This is a genomic window from Nitrospira sp. KM1 (assembly GCF_011405515.1).
GTDB lineage: Bacteria > Nitrospirota > Nitrospiria > Nitrospirales > Nitrospiraceae > Nitrospira_C.
The window spans coordinates 1,008,170-1,027,784 of the sequence record NZ_AP022671.1 but is presented as its reverse complement, the minus strand read 5'-3'; the positions used below and the strand labels follow the sequence as shown (position 1 = coordinate 1,027,784).

The 19,615-nt window shown below is 57.5% G+C and carries 17 protein-coding genes; 4 read left to right on the top strand and 13 right to left on the bottom strand.

The window, feature by feature from the left end:
• Nucleotides 1-3: 3 nt before the first annotated feature.
• From W02_RS04840 to serS, 4 genes are all read right to left on the bottom strand, one after another.
• Nucleotides 4-3,036, bottom strand: a complete 3,033-nt coding sequence (locus W02_RS04840) for a DNA polymerase III subunit alpha (RefSeq protein WP_232068650.1) — start codon at nt 3,034-3,036, stop codon at nt 4-6.
• The gene (locus tag W02_RS04835) at nt 3,037-4,221 is read right to left on the bottom strand and encodes a hypothetical protein (RefSeq protein WP_173045334.1); all 1,185 of its coding nucleotides are present in this window, start codon (nt 4,219-4,221) and stop codon (nt 3,037-3,039) included.
• A 19-nt stretch (nt 4,222-4,240) separates the two neighbouring features.
• On the bottom strand, nt 4,241-4,798 hold the full coding sequence (lexA, locus tag W02_RS04830; RefSeq protein ID WP_255458562.1) for a transcriptional repressor LexA: 558 nt from the start codon (nt 4,796-4,798) through the stop codon (nt 4,241-4,243).
• A gap of 887 nt (nt 4,799-5,685) precedes the next feature.
• Nucleotides 5,686-6,975: a serine--tRNA ligase gene (serS, locus tag W02_RS04825; protein WP_173045330.1), complete on the bottom strand. Its 1,290-nt coding sequence runs from the start codon at nt 6,973-6,975 to the stop codon at nt 5,686-5,688.
• 113 nt (nt 6,976-7,088) lie between these two features.
• On the opposite strand from serS, the gene W02_RS04820 reads away from it, so the two are divergent.
• Both W02_RS04820 and W02_RS04815 read left to right on the top strand, forming a co-directional pair.
• The gene (locus W02_RS04820) at nt 7,089-8,102 is read left to right on the top strand and encodes a PA0069 family radical SAM protein (RefSeq protein WP_173045328.1); all 1,014 of its coding nucleotides are present in this window, start codon (nt 7,089-7,091) and stop codon (nt 8,100-8,102) included.
• Between the two features lie 26 nt (nt 8,103-8,128).
• The gene (locus tag W02_RS04815) at nt 8,129-8,497 is read left to right on the top strand and encodes a rhodanese-like domain-containing protein (protein ID WP_173045326.1); all 369 of its coding nucleotides are present in this window, start codon (nt 8,129-8,131) and stop codon (nt 8,495-8,497) included.
• A gap of 40 nt (nt 8,498-8,537) precedes the next feature.
• Here the strand turns inward: W02_RS04815 and W02_RS04810 are convergent, their stop codons facing one another.
• The 3 genes from W02_RS04810 to W02_RS04800 form a co-directional block, all read right to left on the bottom strand.
• A complete protein-coding gene (locus W02_RS04810) occupies nt 8,538-9,098 on the bottom strand; it encodes an OmpH family outer membrane protein (RefSeq protein ID WP_173045324.1) in 561 nt (186 codons plus the stop codon).
• A gap of 92 nt (nt 9,099-9,190) precedes the next feature.
• A complete protein-coding gene (locus W02_RS04805; protein WP_173045321.1) occupies nt 9,191-10,756 on the bottom strand; it encodes an HD-GYP domain-containing protein in 1,566 nt (521 codons plus the stop codon).
• 12 nt (nt 10,757-10,768) lie between these two features.
• Complete coding sequence (locus tag W02_RS04800) at nt 10,769-12,592, bottom strand: HEAT repeat domain-containing protein (RefSeq protein ID WP_173045320.1); 1,824 nt, start codon at nt 12,590-12,592, stop codon at nt 10,769-10,771.
• Between the two features lie 175 nt (nt 12,593-12,767).
• Between W02_RS04800 and W02_RS04795 the strand changes: the two genes are divergently transcribed.
• Entirely contained in the window at nt 12,768-13,406 is a 639-nt protein-coding gene (locus W02_RS04795) for a GDSL-type esterase/lipase family protein (RefSeq protein ID WP_173045318.1), read from the top strand.
• The gene (locus W02_RS04790) at nt 13,403-13,726 is read left to right on the top strand and encodes a co-chaperone YbbN (RefSeq protein ID WP_173045316.1); all 324 of its coding nucleotides are present in this window, start codon (nt 13,403-13,405) and stop codon (nt 13,724-13,726) included. The genes W02_RS04795 and W02_RS04790 overlap by 4 nt, the downstream gene beginning before the upstream one ends.
• On the opposite strand, the gene zwf is transcribed toward W02_RS04790, so the two are convergent.
• The 6 genes from zwf to W02_RS04760 form a co-directional block, all read right to left on the bottom strand.
• Nucleotides 13,723-15,264 carry a glucose-6-phosphate dehydrogenase gene (zwf, locus tag W02_RS04785; RefSeq protein ID WP_173045314.1) on the bottom strand — a complete coding sequence of 514 codons (1,542 nt, stop codon included), beginning with the start codon at nt 15,262-15,264 and terminating at the stop codon, nt 13,723-13,725. The genes W02_RS04790 and zwf overlap by 4 nt on opposite strands.
• A gap of 9 nt (nt 15,265-15,273) precedes the next feature.
• Nucleotides 15,274-16,167, bottom strand: coding sequence for a phosphogluconate dehydrogenase (NAD(+)-dependent, decarboxylating) (gene gnd / locus W02_RS04780; protein WP_173045312.1), 894 nt, complete (start codon nt 16,165-16,167; stop codon nt 15,274-15,276).
• Between the two features lie 89 nt (nt 16,168-16,256).
• On the bottom strand, nt 16,257-17,042 hold the full coding sequence (locus W02_RS04775) for a nucleotidyltransferase domain-containing protein (protein ID WP_173045310.1): 786 nt from the start codon (nt 17,040-17,042) through the stop codon (nt 16,257-16,259).
• A 2-nt stretch (nt 17,043-17,044) separates the two neighbouring features.
• Nucleotides 17,045-17,272, bottom strand: coding sequence for a hypothetical protein (locus W02_RS04770; protein ID WP_173045308.1), 228 nt, complete (start codon nt 17,270-17,272; stop codon nt 17,045-17,047).
• A 61-nt stretch (nt 17,273-17,333) separates the two neighbouring features.
• Nucleotides 17,334-18,362 (bottom strand): low specificity L-threonine aldolase, encoded by a 1,029-nt coding sequence (locus W02_RS04765; RefSeq protein WP_173045305.1) that lies wholly within the window; start codon nt 18,360-18,362, stop codon nt 17,334-17,336.
• The gene (locus W02_RS04760; RefSeq protein ID WP_173045303.1) at nt 18,359-19,579 is read right to left on the bottom strand and encodes a hypothetical protein; all 1,221 of its coding nucleotides are present in this window, start codon (nt 19,577-19,579) and stop codon (nt 18,359-18,361) included. The genes W02_RS04765 and W02_RS04760 overlap by 4 nt, the downstream gene beginning before the upstream one ends.
• Between the last annotated feature and the right edge of the window lie 36 nt (nt 19,580-19,615).

Genomic DNA, 19,615 nt, shown 5'->3' with positions numbered 1-19,615 from the left:
TGGCTACACGCTTTGCTCCTCAAGAGACTCACTCGGTGCCGGGATTCCACCGGTGGTCAGGAGTTGGAGGGTTTTCACGGTGACCGTGACAGTTGAGAACTGCTCTTCTACCAGGCCTGTCAGCATGTAAGCTTGGTTCGCCGCGAGCAGATGGCAGTAGGTTCGGTAGGTGTTGGGAAACACCGTTGCGTCATACATCCCGGTCTGATCCTCCAGAGTCATAAACTCCATCGGCTCACCTTTCTTGGTGGAGACGATCTTCTCAGTAAGAAGCCAACCGATGAGGGTCACTTCTTTCCCGACATACTGATTTAAGTCCTTCGCGAATATGTGAGTGGTCGCAGCCAGTAGCTCCGTAAACAGATCGAGTGGGTGACAGTGTAAGGGAAAGCCAAAGAGGGCGAGCTCGTGCTGCAGTTTTTTCTGGGCTGAATACTCCGTGGGAATGGGGATGGAGCTCGGTGGCTTGGCCGCTTGCGCGGCAAAGACACGCCACAAAAGGGCTGGTCTGGTGAGTTCTCCAGCGATGGAGTCGAAGCATCCGGCTTTGATCAACAATTTCGCTTGCGCGTAGTCGAGCTTCACGCGACTCAGAAACTCTGACAGCGATCGGTAAGGACCGTTCGTTTCTCGCTCCACAACGATCTGTGTGACGAGGTCTTCTTGCACGCCTTTGATCTGCATCAGACCCACTCGAACGATGGTCCCTGATCCGGTATAGACCCACACACTCGCGTTGATGTCCGGCGGCAGGATCGTCAGCCCCATCCGTCGTCCCTCCGAGAGGTACGCGAAGGCCGAGTAGTAGCCGCCTTGATTACTCACGACTGCGGCGATGAACTCCGCTGGATAGTGGGCTCGCAGGTAGGCTGATTTGAAACTGACCTGGGCATAGCTCGCACTATGCGGCTTACAGAAGCTATAGCCGGCGAAGCTCATGATCATGGCCCAGATCGCATCGATCACGCGACACTCCACACCACGGGCCATGGCTCCCTGATAGAACTGGCATTGATAGTCTCGTAGTTGCCGTTCCTTGTGCTTCTTGCTCAACACCTTCCGAAGCTGATCGCCGTCTTCCACGGAAAAGCCACCTAGTGCGACCGCCACTTTCATGACATCTTCCTGATAAACCATGATGCCGTGCGTCTCCGCGAGGACCTCATCAAACAAGGGATGAAGTGACTGATAGCGCTGCCCATGGGCTCGACGCACGAATTCATCGGCGAACACATTCGCAGCGGGGCGTATGAGCGACGACACCACCACGAGATATTCAAAGACATCGGCCACGGCGTGTCGCTCTGGTGGCATCCCACCCCAGAGCTTCTTGAGTAACAGTCTAGTTGCGGGAGACTCCACATAGAAGCAGCCCATCGTTTCGCCGCGCCGAATCAGGTCATTGGTGGCCGGATCAGTGATCGGGTCCCACGTCGCATAGTCAATGACCCGGCCAGTGTTGCGGGCGACGGCCGCGATGGCATCCCGGATGACAGCGAGCGAGCGATTGCCTAAGAGATCGATTTTGACGAGCCCCGCGTCTTCGGTTTGATCCTTCTCCCATTGGATCACTGGCAAGTTAGAAGCGGAGATCTCAACCGGTACATAACGCCGGATCTCATCCGGAACTAACACGACACCGCCGGGATGGAGGCTCAGATTCCTGAAATGACCGTCCAATTGCGTGGACCAATAGAGAATCTCTGGCCAAGGGTTCCTCAGGTTCAAGGCCCTGCAGACGTCCCGCGCCCAGTCTTGCACCGTCGTCCCTGGTCGCACATCGACGAAGTCCGCTCGCCGCTGGAGAAAATTCAGCGCCTTGCCAATCTCACCGGCGGGCAGGCCATACACCTTCGCAATCTCACGCAAGGCGGCCCGAGAGGCGAGGGTGTTCTGATTGGCGACCATGGCCGCGTGTTGGTGTCCATAGTGGGCAAACACCCAGTCGAGAATCTTTGGTCGCTCGTCCCATGGGAAATCAATGTCGATGTCTGGCGGATCGTCACGCCCGGGATTGAGAAATCGTTCAAACATCAAATGATGTCGAATCGGATCCACATGGGTAATCCCGAGACAATAGGACACGATCGACGCGGCAGCAGATCCTCGACCACAGGTTCGTGGCGCTTGACGGACAATTTCATCCACCACGAGAAAGTAGTCGGCATAGCCCTTGTCACAGATCACGGTGAGTTCCTTTTCGATGCGCTCTCGGACGACGGGAGACAAGGCACCATATCGCCAGATGGCGCCGTCATAGGTCTTGCGGCGCAGGGTTTCAAAGGCGGCGTCCGAGGAGAGCTGACGGAAGGAGGGAAAGATGGTCTGTTTGAAGTCCCACTCGGTGTAGCACTGCTCAGCAATGCTCCGTGAGTTGGCGACAGCTACTGGCACGTGGGGCAGATGTCCAGCGAGCACACGTTCAGGCATGAGCCAGTGAGAGGGGAGCGCACAGTGCCCCGGCTTGAGTCGTGAGAGGGTCGTGTTTTCAGCGATCGCTCGTAGCAACCGATGGGCCTCATAGTCGGCTGGGTGCAGGAACGCGGCGCGGGTGGTGGCTACCGGCGGCAGTCGTTGTCTCCGGCTCAACGCGACCATGTCTGATAAGGCGAGACCCGGGGTCAACTCGACATAGAGATCCTCTTCCGACTCCGCCAGCCAGGCAGTCAGGGCGACAGGATCATCGGACAGCAACACCAGTCCCGTGCGATGCCGCGTCACGGTCTCGATGAACTCAAAGGACGCATCGCAGTGGCGAGCGGAGAGAATCCGGCAAAGATTGCCGTACCCCGTGACATTCTTCGCGAGCAACACGGCCCGGTGCTGATCGGAGACGAGTTCCGTACCGATGATCGGCTTCAGTCCATGCTCACGGGCGACCTCCAGAAAACGGATCGCGCCATACAGCCCATTGGTATCTGTGAGGGCGAGATAGTCCTGTCCCTGTGATTGAGCTGCCTGACAGAGGGTCTTCACTGTCGGGATACCCCACATCGGCGAAAAGGACGAATGTGTATGCAGGTGGACGAAGGCCACTCAATCACTCCTCCCATACCGAATGGCCTGCTCACCGAATCGAGCATGGAGCTGATCGAGCGCGACGGAGAGCTTCTTAGCCCGCTCCTGCCGACGCTGTTCCTCGACAGGCCGGGCATCAAACAGCACGCCTTGCTGGGCAAATCCAGTCAAGCCGGCCATGCTGAGCGTCATGGCACGGAGTCGAATGCGCCGACGCATGCATTTCTGAAAGAGCGACCGCACCACGGGGGACAGATCACATTCCCAGCAGGTCTCGGGCGTGACGCGCTCTTGTTTGGTCACTTCAAGGTGATCGCGGTAGCGGATCGTGAGGGACAGACGGCCACAGACGCGGCGCTGACTCCGCAGCATTCGGCAGAGCCGTTGCAGCGTGTCGAGCAATCGGCCAGTCAGCACGTAATCATCGATCTCATCCGGGTCCAATAAGACCATCTCTTCGAGATGAGGCTGACTCGCCGGTGGCAGCACCGGCAATGAATCAATCCCTTGGGCCCAGCGAGAGAGCTGCCCGGCGTAGTCTCCTAATGCGACTTCCAGCGCATCAACCGGGCTCTCCGCGACATCGCCGAGCCGGTCGAGGTTCAAATCATCGAGCCGTGACAAGACTTGCCGCATGCAGGGCCGCTGCAGACCTGGCAGGGTGCGTACCGACAGCGGTGCCATGAACACCGGCTCCGACCCTGGGCGGACATCATACAGTTCTGACGGCTGAATCAACGTCGCTGCAGTCTGAGCCACCAGCTTGTTGCTCCCAACACCGGCGACCCCATCAAGTCGATACTGAGCGAGCACCTCATGCTGGACCTTCGCCGCGACATCAGAGGCTGGTCCGAAGAGTCGTCCGGTCCCGGTCAGATCCATCACGAAGAAACCAGGTTGAACCGGTTCCCAGACCGGAGCGTAGCGTCTCACGACCTGAAGCAAACACTCCTCCGCCGTACGGACGCGAGAGGGATCCGGGGAGAGGACGTGCAGGGAGGGACAGACCCGTCGGGCCTGCTCGACGGACATGCCAATCCCAAGGCCTGCCTGTTCCGCTTCGGATGAGACTTCACGTAGGCAGGCCCGGGAGGTATTTAACGGAGCGATGGCCAGTGGTCGAGTCGAGAGGCTGGGACTGTGAAGCCGAGCAACGGCGACTTCAAAGGCAGGAATCCCAAAGCAGACAATCTGGCGATCCATGGTGCCAACGGCCTGAGCCTCACTTTCGGAGGTGACGGATGACGCCGACGACAATGCCTTCGATCTGGAAACTGTCCGAGGGCTTGATGATAATCGGCTGCATGGCGTCATTGGCGGGATGGAGTTCTACTGTACCGGCCTTACGGAGGTACGTCTTGATCGTGGCCTCGCCGTTTACCAAAGCGATCACGGTCTGGCCATTGCTGGCAGACGAGTGTTTCTGCACCACGACAATGTCACCTGGAAAGATGCCCTCATTCTGCATGGACGTGCCTTTCACACGAAGGGCGAAGGTCTCGCCACGACCGACCATGCTTTTCGGCACCTCGACGCGTTCCATCTGAGGAATCGGTTCAATGGGTGCCCCAGCCGCAACCACTCCCGCTAGCGGAATCTGGGCGGAGCTGAGCTGCATGAGGGCTAATTCCACCGCCATGGGAATCGGAACAGTGCCATCTTCATAGCGGATGATCGATCGGCGGGTGCAGTGCAGAGTCTGCGCGAGGGTCTCCTGAGTCATCCCAAGGGTCTTTCGGGCTTCCCGTAACGATCCAGGCCGCATGTGACATAATGTCACATGCTTTCGTGGATCTGTCAAGAGACGTGTCTCGTGGCGGATCTTGCCGCTGGGCGCGTCACCGACTTTGATCCGAGAAAAATTATGGCGCGAGGGAGGAAATTATTAGCCAAACCCTGACCCTTCGTCTTACGGACACGGCGGAAGCCGACCTTGCAGAAATCTGGGCGTACGTTGCAACGAAGGCGACAAATCTGGATTTGTCCAAGGTGGAGAAAAAATCGCACTTTCCGCATGGCCACATTCCAGGGCATCACAAATGTATTGATGAGCTAACCGGGCAGCTCAAGAAGTGCTAAATAGTTCAAACTCGGACTAGCATTCCAGGATTAGCGGACCTGCCCGAACAGACACATGGGCTGGACTCTCCGCTCCTACCGGTCTGCATGGACTCCTGGTCTGTAGCGCGTTCGTGGGTTGAAATTAGGGGGAATCCCGTTTGTAAGCGGTTCCGTGGCCATTTTTGCCCTGGTGGGGCAAACCCCAAATGGGACCGATTGCCAATGCCGGTGGGGGGGTGTGCCGGTTGTAAGAGAGCGGCATCGGAGTTAGAGGAAGAGAGGTAGGGAAGGTAGGATCAGCAGGTAAGAATGTACGTCGTTAGCGGGGTCCACTTGGGGCGCGGAAATGAGAACAGGATGAGCCACAGATGACCCATCCTGTCCAATCAGAAGCCGCTGTTTATGCGGTTTTCGGAGGTTCTTGAGGGTCTAAATCTGTTTTCAAGACCGGCACGTTCGGCCGCTCCGTCACCCCTCCGTGATATTTCCCGATCATATTAACAATTATAGAGTCGCGTATCCTCTGAACGTCGGAACAATTGCCGACATGTTCGGCTGTCGTGTCTTTTCAGAATAGCCGTAGGCCTTGTTGACAGACGCCGGCGATCACCCCTCAGCAACAATCCGCTCCATCCCATCCATATACGGTCGTAATGCATCGGGTATCAAGATTGAACCGTCCGGTTGCTGATAGTTCTCCAGGATGGCGACGACGGTTCTGCCGACGGCGAGTCCGGATCCATTCAGCGTGTGAACAAAGTCTGTCTTCGAATCCTTTTTGTTTCCGGCGGCTTTGAAACGGATGCCCGCGCGTCTTGCCTGAAACGCCTCAAAATTGCTGCAGGATGAAATCTCACGGTACTGTTTCTGCGACGGCAGCCAGACTTCAATATCGTATGTCTTCGCGGCGGAGAATCCAATGTCTCCGGTGCACAGAGTGACCACGCGATACGGAAGCTCCAGCTTCTGCAATATCGTCTCGGCGTGCCCGGTCAGCCGTTCCAATTCATCATACGACTGGTCAGGCTTGGTAAATGCCACCAGTTCGACTTTATTGAACTGATGCAGGCGGATCAGACCTTTGGTGTCTTTGCCATACGATCCGGCTTCGCGGCGGAAACAGGGCGTATAGGCCGTATAGCGGATCGGAAGCGAATCCTCGGCAAGCGTTTCTTCGCGGTGGAGATTGGTCAGCGGAACTTCAGCCGTTGGAATCAGAAAAAACTCTTCGTCGCGGAGTCGAAACAGATCCTCTTCGAATTTGGGAAGCTGTCCGGTCCCGGTCATGGTCTGACGATTGGCAAGAAAGGGAGGGATGACCTCCCGATATCCGTGCCGACCCGTATGCGTATCGAGCATGAGGTTGATGAGCGCACGCTCAAGTCGCGCCCCGGCGCCGGTCAGCACCGCAAATCGCGCGCCGGCGATTTTCGCGGCCCGGTCAAAATCCAGGATGCCCAAAGTCTCGCCGAGTTCCCAATGGCTCTTTGCGGGACTGCTCAGTGAGGGAAGGGTTCCGATCCGACGGACTTCCACATTGTCGGACGCATCCCGCCCTGCCGGCACGCTGGTGTGAGGGAGATTGGGAATACGGAGCGCGGTGTCGTTGAGACGGCTCTCCACATCGCGAAGCTCCGACTCTCCCTGCGTGATGCGCTCGCCGACGGCTTTCATCGCAGCGACGGCGTCGTCGGCCGGATGTTTCTCTCTCTTCAATCTCGCGACTTCTTCGGAGCCTTTCTTGAGTTCATGCCGCCATTGCTCCACCTGGGCGGTTAGGGCGCGGCGTTCTTCGATGAGCTTGCGGAGCACATCCCATCCGACATCGGCTGCGCGCGGCCCGAGCCGTTCCCGAATCGCATCCAGATTGTCCCTGAGCGCTCGCAAATCGTGCATACAATTCCCCGTGAAATGAGCGGCAGGAATCTAGCATCGAGGTGTATCGGAGTCAATCAACGCCAAGGGCATGCGAGGTTGACAAGGCGTGCTCCGAGAAGAGACGATGCGCCATGCGCACCATAGACAATCCTCCGAATCCCTTTGAATCTCAGCATCGGGATTTGTTGGAACCTGCCCCTCATGTCCGGCTTCAGCTCTACGAGGACGCCACAAGAGAAATTCTCAGCAAGAACGAAAGTCCGGATTTGCCGTTTCGCTGGAGCTTGAACCCGTACCGCGGCTGTTTCCATGCCTGCGCCTATTGCTATGCCAGACCGTCGCACGAATATTGGGGATTCGGCGCGGGGACGGATTTCGAATCCAAGATCGTCATCAAGCGCGACGCCCCTCAGTTGCTCCGCCGGCTCTTCGACAAGCCGTCATGGAAAGGGGACTTGATCGTGTTCTCGGGTAATACCGATTGCTATCAACCGATCGAGGCCTCGCTCGGAATCACCCGTCAATGTTTGGAGATCTGTGCGGAATACCGGAACCCGGTTGCCATTATTACCAAGGGCTCGTTGGTGCTCCGAGACCTCGATGTGTTGCAACAACTGGATGGCGAGGCATGGCTCCGGGTTTACTTCAGTATTCCCTTCGCCGATGATACAGTGGCGCGCCAGGTCGAGCCGCATGTGGCCTCTACGCGAAAACGATTCGAGGTCATGAGGTCGATGGCCGCGGCGGGGATCTCGACCGGAATCTCCATCGCTCCGATTATTCCCGGGCTGAACGACGAAGATATTCCCGACCTATTGGATCAAGCCAAGGGTGCAGGGGCGGTCGAGGCGATGACCTCACTCCTGAGGCTGCCGGGCTCCCTCGAAGAGGTATTTCTCGAGCGAATGGCGGAAGCATTCCCGGATCGGGTGAGGAAGATCAGGCATCGTATTCAGGAGGTTCGCGGCGGGGCCATGAACAACAGCGCATTTTTTTCCCGCCATCATGGAAGCGGCCCTTATTGGACTATGGTGGAGCAATTGTTCGACCTCAGCAGCCGGAAAGCGGGATTTCGTGCTTCCAAAGACGGGGAAGTGCCGAGGACGTTCCGGCGTCCAGCGACCGGGCAGACGACTCTTTTTTGATGAGAACAACAATGAGGGAGAGTGGCATGAAACACAACGAGGGGTTTCTGAAGTTGGTCGAGACGGCACGGCAACGAGTCAAAGAATGTACGGTGGCGGAGGCCAAATCGCGGCTGGACCGCGGGGAGGTGGCCCATTTCATCGATGTGCGGGAAGATTCTGAGTATGCCAAAGATCATGCGAAGGGGGCCTGCCATCTTGGGAAAGGCATCATCGAGCGCGATATCGAAACCGCCGTTCCGGATAAGCAGGCGCCGATCATTCTGTACTGCGGAGGAGGGTACCGGTCGGCTCTTGCCGCGGACGCACTGCAGCAAATGGGCTATACCAATGTCGTCTCAATGGACGGAGGCATCAAAGCCTGGAGAGAGGCGCACTATCCAATGGAGACATGACGGGTCCCGTCCGGGGGGGGACCCTGTCGTCGAAGGAAGGCTATTTGTTGTTGACGCGGTCGAACTCTTTGATCACTTGCTCGGTCAGATCAATCGCGTCTTTGTTGTAGATGACAATCTTGACCGTTTGTTCGCTGCCTTTGTCCACAACAAGCGAGAACCCGTTCTTTTCCGCGACGGTCTGAGTTGCCGCCGCGATTTTCTTCATGTACTCGTCCACCAGTTCCTTCTGTTTCCCTTGAAGTTCCTGGTTGAACTCCTGCGCCCGCTTTTGATAGTCCTGAATTTTCGAGCGGAATTGGGTTTCCTTGTCCTTTTTCTCGGTCTCGCTGAGTTTGGCCGAGGCCTCTTTCAGCGTCTTTTCTGTGTTGCGCAATTCCTCTTCGTCGCGGGACAAGAGTTTTTGGCGGGTGGAGACATATTCTTTCAGTCCGTCAAGGGCTTTCTTTCCTGCTTTTGATTTTTCAAGCACGGACTGCGGATCGACCACTCCCATTTTGAATGCCTCAGCCGCGTCAATCGTCGAGGCGAGACCGACCGTCAGGGCACCGATGGCAGCGACAGGAAGGACGGCCTTCCTGATCAGAAACTTCATAGACATATGAGGCACTCCTCCATGAGTGGGACAGCAATGCGTGAATTCAACCCGGGAGGATAGCTGGGGGGCAGGGCGCTGTCAAGGCGGTGGAATGCCTACACAAAATATCTGCCGATGTCGAACTTATACTCCGCATTGTCGATCAGTCGCACGATGCTGTTGAGGTAGACTCCTGCGTCGTCTTTGACGGTGAGATCCACATCGTGACCGTCTTCTTTCGGATTCCCCTGAGGGTCGGCGATGATTTTCACTGTGGGACGTTCGGCGTTGCTCTTGTCGGCGGCAGGCTTCAGCACGACGGCCAGTTCATCGGACTCCAACAAGACGACGCTTCCTATGGGGACGATCCCGACACAGTTGACGAACAGTTTGAGCAGGACGGGGTCGAATGACTGGCCGCTCTTGCCGAACATGAACTTCAATACATTGGAGGGCGAAAGCGGTTCGCGACGGTACACTCTGGACGACGTCATGGCGTCGTAGCAATCGGCGATCGTGACAATTCGGCTCGAAAGGCTTTGGGTCCACGGCACTGCGAGCTTTGGATATCCGGAGAAATCGTAGTTCATATGATGTTCGAATGAGGCCGAAGCCATTCTGGCCGGCACGTTTGCCAGTCCCCGCAGTTCAATAAGCGTCAGCACACCTTCTGTGGGATGCGTCCGCATGATGTCCCATTCCTGCTGCGTGAACTCTCCGGGCTTATTCAGAATATCCAGGGAGATCGCGCATTTGCCGACATCGTGAAACAAGGCTGCCATGCCAAGATCGGCGAGATCGACCTTTGGATATCCCGCCCGATTGCCCAAGGCCATCGAAAGCAGAGCGACGTTGACCGAGTGGTTGTGTGTGTATTGGTCGTGACAGCGCAAATTCGTGAGACCGAGCAGCGTCGATTCGTCGTGCATCATCAGATCGACGATGTTTTGAATCGCCCGCTTGGCTTGTTTGAAACTCAGGGTCCCGCCGTCGCGCGCCGTCTGCGAGAGGTGGCCCAGGGCATTGGCTGCCTTTCCATACGCGGCTTTGGAGTTGGTCTTGTGCTGGGCCTTGGAGTCGGGTTCGGAAGAGGTACCCCGACCCGTACCTCCCTTTTCCTCCCGTAGGACGAGTTCCCTGGGATCTTCGATCTCGATGCCGGAGACACCGTGATCCTTCAATTCGCTGCGAAACTCCTCGACGGACATGGCTGATGGGTCGAGCGTGACGAAGAGGTAGGAGAATTCCCTGAGATCCTTTGAGGTGATCGAGGCGGAAAATGTCACGCCGCCGATGCGCCACTTGTTCATGGCATCGATGATGCTGGTCACTACCATCATTTGTTGCGCGTTGACCTTGAGATGGCTGTCGCCGAGAAATAGGAAGTCGTTTTGAAGACGTAGGGTGACAGGCTGGTCGTGAGTCAGTGTGGCGACGATTGTCAGCATGGCCTCGACCGGCTTATCCAGGGCCGCGTTGGTGCGTCCGTGAATTCTGGATGTCTTGATCAGGGTGTTCAAATGCGTGATGAGCTGGAATCCCAGCATCACCATCTGTTGATCGAGGATATCGCCGGCCTCTGATCCTTCGGCAATCTTATGGGAGAGAGATTTTTCGTGGGTCAGCAGCGGCTGGACTTGATCGTCGTCGGGGCCAGCTGTGGAGACCTTGGCGTCGTGCACGATACCCGCTCCTTACGAGTTCGCCGACAACGGAGTTTTGGCCCGTTGCTGCTTCTGAATGTGGGACAGAGCCATGGCACAGGCCTGCCGGACGGATGAGGCGCCTTTCTTCTGCCCAATTTCCAGCGACTCGATCGCTGACGGCGTGGCCAACTTGCCGAGCGCTTCGGCAGCCAAGATGGCCAGCTCTTCCTTTTTCTTACGGTGAGTCCAGTTCCATTCCGTGAACAGTTGTTGCCAATACGGAACGGCTTCGTCGCCGGACGTGGCCCGCACGGCGTGATAGACGGCCCGCCGCTCGCTCAGATGCCGTTCCATGAACTCCTCTGATGAGAGCAAGGTGGACCAGTTCGAAAAAGAAGCGGTGTACTGCCCGGACATAAGGAGTTTCAGTGCGGCCAACCGGATGGACTCATCCGCATCCGTCACGAATGTAATCAGCTTTGTGCCGTTGCCGCTTGGACGCAGCAACCCCAAGGCTTTGATGACATCCTTCCGGACATGCATGTCAGGGTAGCGCATGAGCTTTTCGATCGAATCGACGAACCGGGGGTTATTCCATTTGGTGAGAATGGCGAGCAGATTCCGGACATAGGCTGGCCGGCGATCGGCCAGTCCGCGCAAGATCGGTTCCGGATGGTCTTTCGCCAGCGTAAAGAGCGCTTCGGCTACGATGGCCTGATGTCCCGGGGCCTCCAGGTTGGCCAACACGGAGCACAGACCGGGTACGGCGTCAGGTTTCATGAGAAAGAAAATGGTCGACAGGCCTTCGGTATTGGCTCCCGGCGTTCGATTTAGATAGGACTCGATGGTTTTCAATCGATCGGAATGGCTCAAACCATCGAAGACGGCAGCCAATTGACGTTTGTGGTCCTCGCTCAAGTCGGGTCGGACCGTCTCCGTTTCGTGCAACTGCCCCAGCACATTTTCCAAGACTGTCCAGCGTCCGTCCTTTAAGAGCGAATCCACTACGCTTCCCCATAACCGGAAGAGCTTCGTGAGGAGTTGGGGAGATTTTTCAGAAGCCAGAATCGCCGTGGCCATGTCCAGGACGTATAGCGTGTCGTCACGCTGGTTTTCCGCGCTAACTTCCTTCGACAGCGCATCGAGTTCTTGTTCAGTGACTTCATAGCCGATCAGGTTGGATTTGAACCGGCGGCTGGCGGAGCCTCCTCCCGTTCCGCTGCCGCCTCCCTGTTCCGCCGCACCCTCTCCCCCGCTCGCGCCGCTTCGGCCTTTACCGCGGGACTGTTCGCGATCGAGCAATTCTCTCAGCGTCATGTCCGAAGAACTGAGACTGGCGTCGAGCAGGAGAAATCCGTCATGGCCACCGGACGATTTGGCCACTTCTTCCGCCGTCACAACGGTCAGAGTCGAGAGGTTTCTAGCCCACAAACGGGTCACAATGTCGTCGTCGTCCTTACCGGCGTCCGCCGTACTCCACAAGGAATCGAGAAAGTATCCCAGCTCTTCCTGCGTTACGCCCTGAAGGATGGACAGTTCGCGGATGCCGTCGGCATACAGCTTGAATGCGATGCTTTCGGCGGTGCTATCCTGTTCCGGCTGATACACGATCTGGTCCTTGCACATCAGCGCGGAACGTTGCACCAGAAACGTGAGTCTCGAGTAGGTGGACAGATGAGTGGACAGTTCTTCGAAGAGTTGTTGAGAGAACTTCTGTGCGACCGGATTGGTCGAACCGTATGTCCTGTTGGATTTAGCCGTTTTATCGAGAAGTTTGAGCACGCGTTTGACGGAGACCAGTTCAGGGTCATCCGTAGCTTTGGATGCAATGGCGGCAGCCATCATGTCCTGGGCTTTTTGAAGGTCGGACATAGAATCACAACTACCTGGCGAGCGCGAATCCGTCAAGAAAAGCCGGGATTCCAGATCAGGTCGACGTGGTCGACCTGATCGGTTTGGCACATACACCGGGGTTGCACGGGTACCGGAGAGTCTGTAGATTCGCCGAGCGCCTCGCCTCCCAGTGACCTCATATGGAGACGTACAGATGGCCTCTCATATCGTGTGTTTCGGGGACAGCCTCACTGCCGGTTACCAGGTTCCCACTCGAGAAAATCCCGGTGGTGTGCAGACGCCATACGGTGAGTTCTTGAAACAGCGGCTTGGACCTCAGGTGCAAATTGCCATCAGTGGAATTTGCGGTGAACTGACGGCTGAGATGGCCATGCGTTTTCGCCGAGATGTACTGGCCCGGACCCCTCGTTATGTCGTCATCCTCGGAGGCACCAATGACCTGGGGTGGAACGCCCAGCCGGCTGATATCATGCGGAATCTCCTTAAGATGTATGAGACCGCCCGCGCCGGCGGCATTGTTCCGGTTCCCGTGACTGTTCCTTCCATTCGTATTGATGTCATGGAGGCGGGGCGGGAGGGGCAGACGTTCATCGAGCAGCATCTCGGCCGCCGTGATGAATTAAACGCGCTGATTCAGCGATATGCGGAATCTAAGGATCTCGCGTGGGTGGATCTCTTTACAGCGACGGCCGAGCCGACGACGAGACAGCTTGCCGAGCAATATTCAAACGACGGCCTTCATCTTAGTACGGAGGGCTATCAGCAATTTGCGACGTTGCTCTATGACCGGATTTTCGGTGAGGCCTTTTCCTCGACGGAGAACACACGATGATCGGGGCCGTCACGGACTTGGATTTTGACCGGTTGGTCGAGCGTTCACCGGTTCCTGTGTTGATTGCGTTTTGGAAGCCGGGTTGCGGCGGCTGTCGCGTGCTGATGCGGCAACTTGGACTCCTGCAAGCGGATCTCGCCGACAGTATCCTCATGCTACAGATGAACGTGGATGAGAATTTTCAGATCCCAGCCGAGTTGGAAATCCGTTCGCTGCCGGCGCTCGCACTCTACCGCAACGGGCAATTCGATCGATTCATCGGGGGAATCGGCACGAAGGAGGCCATCCGCAACACGTTGTCATCGGCGCTATCGGATTAGAGGGTCCGCCAGCTTCTGCCGTCCTCCTGGATCAACCGGTCTGCTTCAACCGGCCCGCTCGTTCCTGCAGGATACTCGGGCAGCCAGCGCGAGCCCTGTTGCTGCCATCCTTCCAGAATTTTGGTAATCCAGGCCCATGAGGCTTCGACTGCGTCCCGCCGCATGAATCGCGAGGCATCACCGGTCATCACATCCAGCAACAACCGCTCGTAGGCTTCCGGCGAAGGCCGTCCGAAGACTTCGGCGTACTCGAAATTCATTTCCACCGGGTGGGTGTAGGCCCTCGTGCCGGGGACACGGGATACAATCCGCAGCGAGAGCCCTTCTTCGGGTTGTATGCGAAGAGCGAGGACATTCGGTGGCTGCGGGTGTTGGGTGTTGCTGTTGAACAGGATTTGGGGAATCTCCTTGAATTGAACGGCGACTTCGCTGGCACGGTGGGGCAGTGCCTTGCCGGTGCGCAGATAGAACGGCACTCCGGACCAGCGCCAGTTTTCGACGAAACATTTGATAGCGACGTATGTCTCCGTCGTGGAATTGGGTTTGACACCGGATTCTCGCCGGTAACCCGGAACGGCCGTTCCGTTGACCGCGCCGCCGGCGTACTGCGCGCGCACGGTGTATTTCTCGACGTCTTTCCCCACGATCGGCCGCAGGCATCGAAGGACTTCCATCTTCGCATTGCGCACGACGTCAGGATCGAGTGAATAGGGAGGTTCCATCGCGACGAGGCACAGTAACTGAAGGATATGATTCTGGACCATGTCGCGTAAGGCGCCCGCCTCTTCGTAATAGGAGGCCCGGGTGCCGACCCCCTCGGCTTCGCTGACCGTAATCTGGACGTGGTCGATATATTTGTGATTCCAGATCGGTTCGAAGATGATGTTGGCGAATCGAACGACCATGAGGTTTTGTACGGTTTCTTTTCCAAGGTAATGGTCGATCCTGAATATCTGAGATTCGTCGAAGACGCGCGCGGTGACAGAGTTGATGTCCTTGGCCGAGGCCAAGTCGTGGCCGACGGGCTTTTCGACAATGATGCGGGCGTAGGGGGCCGGCGATGTCGAATGACTTGTCATGCCGGCTGTGGCCAACCCTTCGCAGACCGCCGTGAAGGAACTGGGGGGAATGCTCAGATAGAAGATCCGGTTCCCGGGCAGTCCCAACTGCCGTTCGACTTCCTCCGCGCGGGACCTCAGCGTGGAATACGTCGCCGGGTTTTCATTTTCCCCGGAGACGTAAAAGACATGCCTGGCAAAGGCTCCCCATTTGTCCTCATCCAATGCTTGCCGGGAAAATTTGACGACGCCCTCGCGCAGCGTTGCGCGATATTCCTCATCGGTCATCGTTTTCCGTCCGAGTCCCAAGACGGCGTAGTTGGAGGGCAGGAGTCCGTCGAGCAGGAGGTTGTAGAGGGCGGGAATCAATTTGCGCCGTGCGAGATCGCCGGAGCCTCCGAAAATAACTACGGTACAGGGCTCGACCGGCGGACCGGTTTCGCGTTCTGGCTTGATATTGATCTTCGTGACGGGAGGCATGGTCGACCTCTATCGTCTCACCGCATGTCCGCCAAATGCATTGCGCAACGCCGCCAGCATTTTTTCCGCAAACGACTGTTCCTGCCGGGACCGGAAGCGCGTAAACAGCGCGGTCGTCAAGGTCGGGACGGGCACGTCTTTCTCGATGGCATCGGCCACCATCCATCGGCCTTCGCCGGAATCCTGCACATAGCCTTTGAGGTGTTCGAGTTTGGGATCGTCCTTCAATGCGCTGGCGGCGAGCTCGAGCAGCCATGAACGGACCACGCTGCCTTGCATCCAGAGATCGGCAATCCGCGCGAGATCCAATTTGTAATCGCTCTTCGACATCAATTCGAAGCCTTCCGCATACCCTTGCATCATGCTGTATTCGATCCCGTTGTGCACCATCTTGACATAATGGCCCGCTCCGACGGCTCCGACGTGTGCCCATCCCTTGGGCGGCGCGAGAGTGGTCAATGCCGGAGCGAGGTGGTCGACCGCTTCTTTTTCTCCTCCGACCATGAGACAGTAGCCGACTTGCAACCCCCAAATCCCGCCGCTCGTACCGGCGTCGACATATCGGATCCCCTTTTTCTTCAAGCCTTCCGCGCGGCGGACGTCGTCATGATAGCGTGTATTCCCGCCATCCACGATGATGTCGCCGGGCTGCAGCAGCGCGGCCACGGCCTGCACGGTCTCTTCGGTAGGAACTCCCGACGGCACCATCACCCACACGGTTTTCGGACTGGCGAGTTTGCCGACCAAGTCCGCAAGAGAGGAAGCGCCGATACAGCCGTGGGTTTCAGCTTGCTTGATGATCTCAGTCGAGCGGTCGAAGACGACCACGCGGTGTTGATCGCGCCGAAGGCGCGTCACCATGTTCATTCCCATCTTACCCAATCCAATAAAACCCAGTTCCATGGCAGCTCCTTATGTCATGCCGCTAAAAGGCACACCCGGCCGCGTCCGCGCGTCGGATCCTGTCTGCACTACCGTACGTCATCGATTCCTCAGTCGATTCTCGCGGGGTTCGGAACGTCCTTGAACAGTAAATCGGTCAGATCACGGCTGAAGTTGAGCCGCTCAGGCAGCGTCGTGGCAGCCAGAAAACGTCCGGCCATCTCGCCCAACGTCGCATCCCGTGACGCCATGAACCGGGGTATGTCGACGGGCGCGGTCAACCACAGTCCTTTCAATCGGAAGAACGCATTGACATACTCGTCGAAAAACAGCGTCAGGAGGTAGTTGGCGGCGGAGGGTTTATCGGCCATGTCCTGCGCTTTCCCCAGCCAATGCAGACATTGGGCCTTGATCCTGATCTGTTCGTTCATGTTGGCGGGGGGAGGGCCCTGCCGAAACCGCTGATTGGCGCGCTCGATCAGTTTAGCGCCGATGGCTTCGTGATCATACAGGATCCGCGCTTTACGCAGCAGCGAAGGTAGGCGTGCGGAGTAGGGAAGTTCTTCCTCGATATCGACGTATCCGTAATATCTGATATCGGCCAGGCGTTCTGCCACCCGTACGATCTCATGGGCGTCTGCGGTTCCTTTCACCAGAGCGATCAAATCGATATCGCTGTGCGCAGTGAGTGCCCGTCTGGCGGCTGACCCGACGAGCATCACGCTGACGAGATCGCCGCCGCGGCGACCCTTGACGTGCTTGAGCGCCACGGCAAGCACGTCCTCGAAGCCCGGTTCATTGACGGGGCCGGGCTGCTCCGGCGGTTCGGGCACCTCCAGCAATTCGGCCTGGAGTTCCTCGCGGGTGGGAAGCGTTTGAGATGATCCGGTGTCCATTATTACGATCCTTGTACCAGTTGAATCTCTCTGGGGAGCGCGTCGAGCCATGCGTCGAAGGGTTGATCGGCGTCTACGATGATTTCGAGCTTCCCGTTGGGAAGACGCCGGACAATCCCTGGGCTTTCCGGGGAGAGAGGAATCTCCACCCATTCCCGGCTCAAACCAAGCGAATCGGTCAGTTCGAGGATCCGGTTGATCTGAGTAAACGACACGGCATGCAGCGTCATAAAAAGTTCAGCCTCTTCCGCATTCTAGATTTGGGGGGAGGAGGTGTCAATGCGCGGAGGGCTATCCGAGCACGCGGGCGAAGACCTCGTATGCCCGGTCGACGGCCGCAGTGGATACGTCCAGATGCGTGACGGCGCGAAAACTCGTGCCTCCAATCGTGTTGACGAGGACGCCTTCCTGTTTGAGCGCATCGACGATCGCGCCAGGTGCGAGCCGATGCCCGACGACATCGAAGATCACGATGTTGGTTTCCACGTGCTGGGGATTGACGGTCACGGACGATAATTGTTGGAGTTTTCTTGCCAGGCGTTTTGCATTGTCGTGGTCTTCCTTCAGCCGTCCGATGTGATGCTCCAGCGCATAGAGCCCTGCCGCCGCCAGAATACCGGCTTGCCGCATGGCCCCCCCATACATGCGACGGCAACGTCTGGCCTTCTCGAGGAGTCCGAGATCGTTCATGATCAACAGCGAACCGGCCGGAGCGCCAAGTCCCTTTGAAAGGCATACCGAGACCGTGTCGAAATGCTGTGCGTATGAAGCCGGAGGCAGCGTGGTGGCCGTCACCGCGTTGAACAGGCGGGCCCCATCCAGGTGCATTGGGACACCGGCCTTGCCGGCGACGCTACGAATCCGTTCGATCGTGGCCAGCGGATAGATCGTCCCGCCTCCGCTATTGTGAGTATTTTCCAGACAGATGAGCGCCGTTTGGATCGTATGTGGATCTTTGGGGCGCACAGCCTGCTGTACCTGCTCCGCGGTGATGATCCCGCGTTCTCCCGCGACCCAGTGCAGCTGAACACCCGCCAGCGCGCCCGCAGCTCCCTGTTCGTATCGCACGATGTGAGCCCTGCTTTCCGCCACGACTTCCTGACCAGGCTGGGTTTGAATGCGAATGGCCAATTGATTGGCCATGGTGCCGGACGGTACGAACAACGCAGCCTTTTTTCCTAAGAGCGAAGCCACGAGGTCCTGAAGCCGATTGACGGTCGGATCTTCACCGTACACATCGTCCCCCACCTCGGCTTGCGCCATGGCTTTCCGCATGGCGGCCGACGGCTTGGTGACGGTGTCGCTGCGCAGATCGATCATTCCGGTTTTGGTTCCAGACTGTAGGCGTGCCGGCTCAGCACCGGGTAGAGGCTGAAAATCGGCGTGTTGAAGGGAATGACCGCAGACTGTATTCCAGGCAACAGTCCCAGATGTAAATTGACGAAATTGTAGCTCAGTCCCTCTTGCCAAGGATGGCGGGAAGACTCGGCATACGCCTCGACGCGATCGGATGCGTAAGAGCGGGTCATGAGCCCCGATGCGCCTTGCAATCCATACTCGGCGAGATCCGGTGCCCCCTGGATGAGGAGGGACACTGCAGAGGCGTCGAACCAGACTTTGAATTTGCAGCTGACCTGTATAAACGGTCCGAGCGAGCCGACCGTGTTCAGCACCGACAAGGGATAGGCCAATTCGGCAGGGACGTCAGGAGCCGTGTCCGGCGGGATGAACCGGAACGAGGACTCCCTCAGCGGGGACACGGACACGAAGAACAGGTTGGGGTCGTCCAATGCAATGTCCAGCATCTGGCCGTCCTGATATCCGCACAACCTCCCCATTTCATAGCGCAGCGGATAGGAGTAGCCGATTTTCGCATAGAAGATCCGTATGCCGGCCTCAAGCGGCTCCTCGGGCGTTCGGCTGATCTTCAAGTCGAACGGGAGCAGAAAGTGGAATGCGTTGGTGCGGGCCGCCATGAACGGCGCGCAGGCTCCGGGAAATTCCTTATGGATCGTCGGATTCTCCGGTTCGAACTTCTTGGGTGTCCCACCGAAGTGCTGGGCCGTTTTCGATTCGGTCGGCATGCGGTACTTCTTTTGATAATAGGCGGCAGCCCGTTGCTGGGCAAGGTCGAGAAAATATTCCGGCGCCTCCGTCTCTACGGTCAGACGCTGAACGGTGAGACCTTGCGGCCTCGGCACTTTCATCGCCTGATTGTAGATTTCGAGGTCCGCCGACGTTTTTCGAATGTCATATTGTAACTGGCGGGCAAAAGCCGGATCGAAAAAGGTGGTCTGGCTCAGGAGATCGTGCGCCTTGTTCAGGCACTCGAGTCTTGCGGTATAGCGCTTGGGTTCGGGAGCGAAGACTTCCGACGTCGCCATGTACAAATTGAATCGTTCTTCCGGTGTCAGCGGATAGTGATCGAACCGGGGGTCCCGTAAAAACGTCAACGCCAACGGACCGAATGACTCTTCGCGCCGGATGCAGAGTGTCATCAGATAATTGTAGTATGCGCGTGCTTCTTCGGCCGTCATAGACCCTCCTGGGCGGCATTGTAGCAAATATTTCCC

What these genes read in the sequence shown, in the direction of transcription:
- W02_RS04835 (WP_173045334.1), bottom strand. Translation starts at nt 4,221, where the DNA reads ATGGATCGCCAGATTGTCTGCTTTGGGATTCCTGCCTTTGAAGTCGCC.
- serS (WP_173045330.1), bottom strand. Translation starts at nt 6,975, where the DNA reads ATGCACGATTTGCGAGCGCTCAGGGACAATCTGGATGCGATTCGGGAA.
- W02_RS04820 (WP_173045328.1), top strand. Translation starts at nt 7,089, where the DNA reads ATGCGCACCATAGACAATCCTCCGAATCCCTTTGAATCTCAGCATCGG.
- W02_RS04815 (WP_173045326.1), top strand. Translation starts at nt 8,129, where the DNA reads ATGAAACACAACGAGGGGTTTCTGAAGTTGGTCGAGACGGCACGGCAA.
- W02_RS04810 (WP_173045324.1), bottom strand. Translation starts at nt 9,098, where the DNA reads ATGTCTATGAAGTTTCTGATCAGGAAGGCCGTCCTTCCTGTCGCTGCC.
- W02_RS04800 (WP_173045320.1), bottom strand. Translation starts at nt 12,592, where the DNA reads ATGTCCGACCTTCAAAAAGCCCAGGACATGATGGCTGCCGCCATTGCA.
- W02_RS04795 (WP_173045318.1), top strand. Translation starts at nt 12,768, where the DNA reads ATGGCCTCTCATATCGTGTGTTTCGGGGACAGCCTCACTGCCGGTTAC.
- W02_RS04790 (WP_173045316.1), top strand. Translation starts at nt 13,403, where the DNA reads ATGATCGGGGCCGTCACGGACTTGGATTTTGACCGGTTGGTCGAGCGT.
- zwf (WP_173045314.1), bottom strand. Translation starts at nt 15,264, where the DNA reads ATGCCTCCCGTCACGAAGATCAATATCAAGCCAGAACGCGAAACCGGT.
- gnd (WP_173045312.1), bottom strand. Translation starts at nt 16,167, where the DNA reads ATGGAACTGGGTTTTATTGGATTGGGTAAGATGGGAATGAACATGGTG.
- W02_RS04775 (WP_173045310.1), bottom strand. Translation starts at nt 17,042, where the DNA reads ATGGACACCGGATCATCTCAAACGCTTCCCACCCGCGAGGAACTCCAG.
- W02_RS04770 (WP_173045308.1), bottom strand. Translation starts at nt 17,272, where the DNA reads ATGACGCTGCATGCCGTGTCGTTTACTCAGATCAACCGGATCCTCGAA.
- W02_RS04765 (WP_173045305.1), bottom strand. Translation starts at nt 18,362, where the DNA reads ATGATCGATCTGCGCAGCGACACCGTCACCAAGCCGTCGGCCGCCATG.
- W02_RS04760 (WP_173045303.1), bottom strand. Translation starts at nt 19,579, where the DNA reads ATGACGGCCGAAGAAGCACGCGCATACTACAATTATCTGATGACACTC.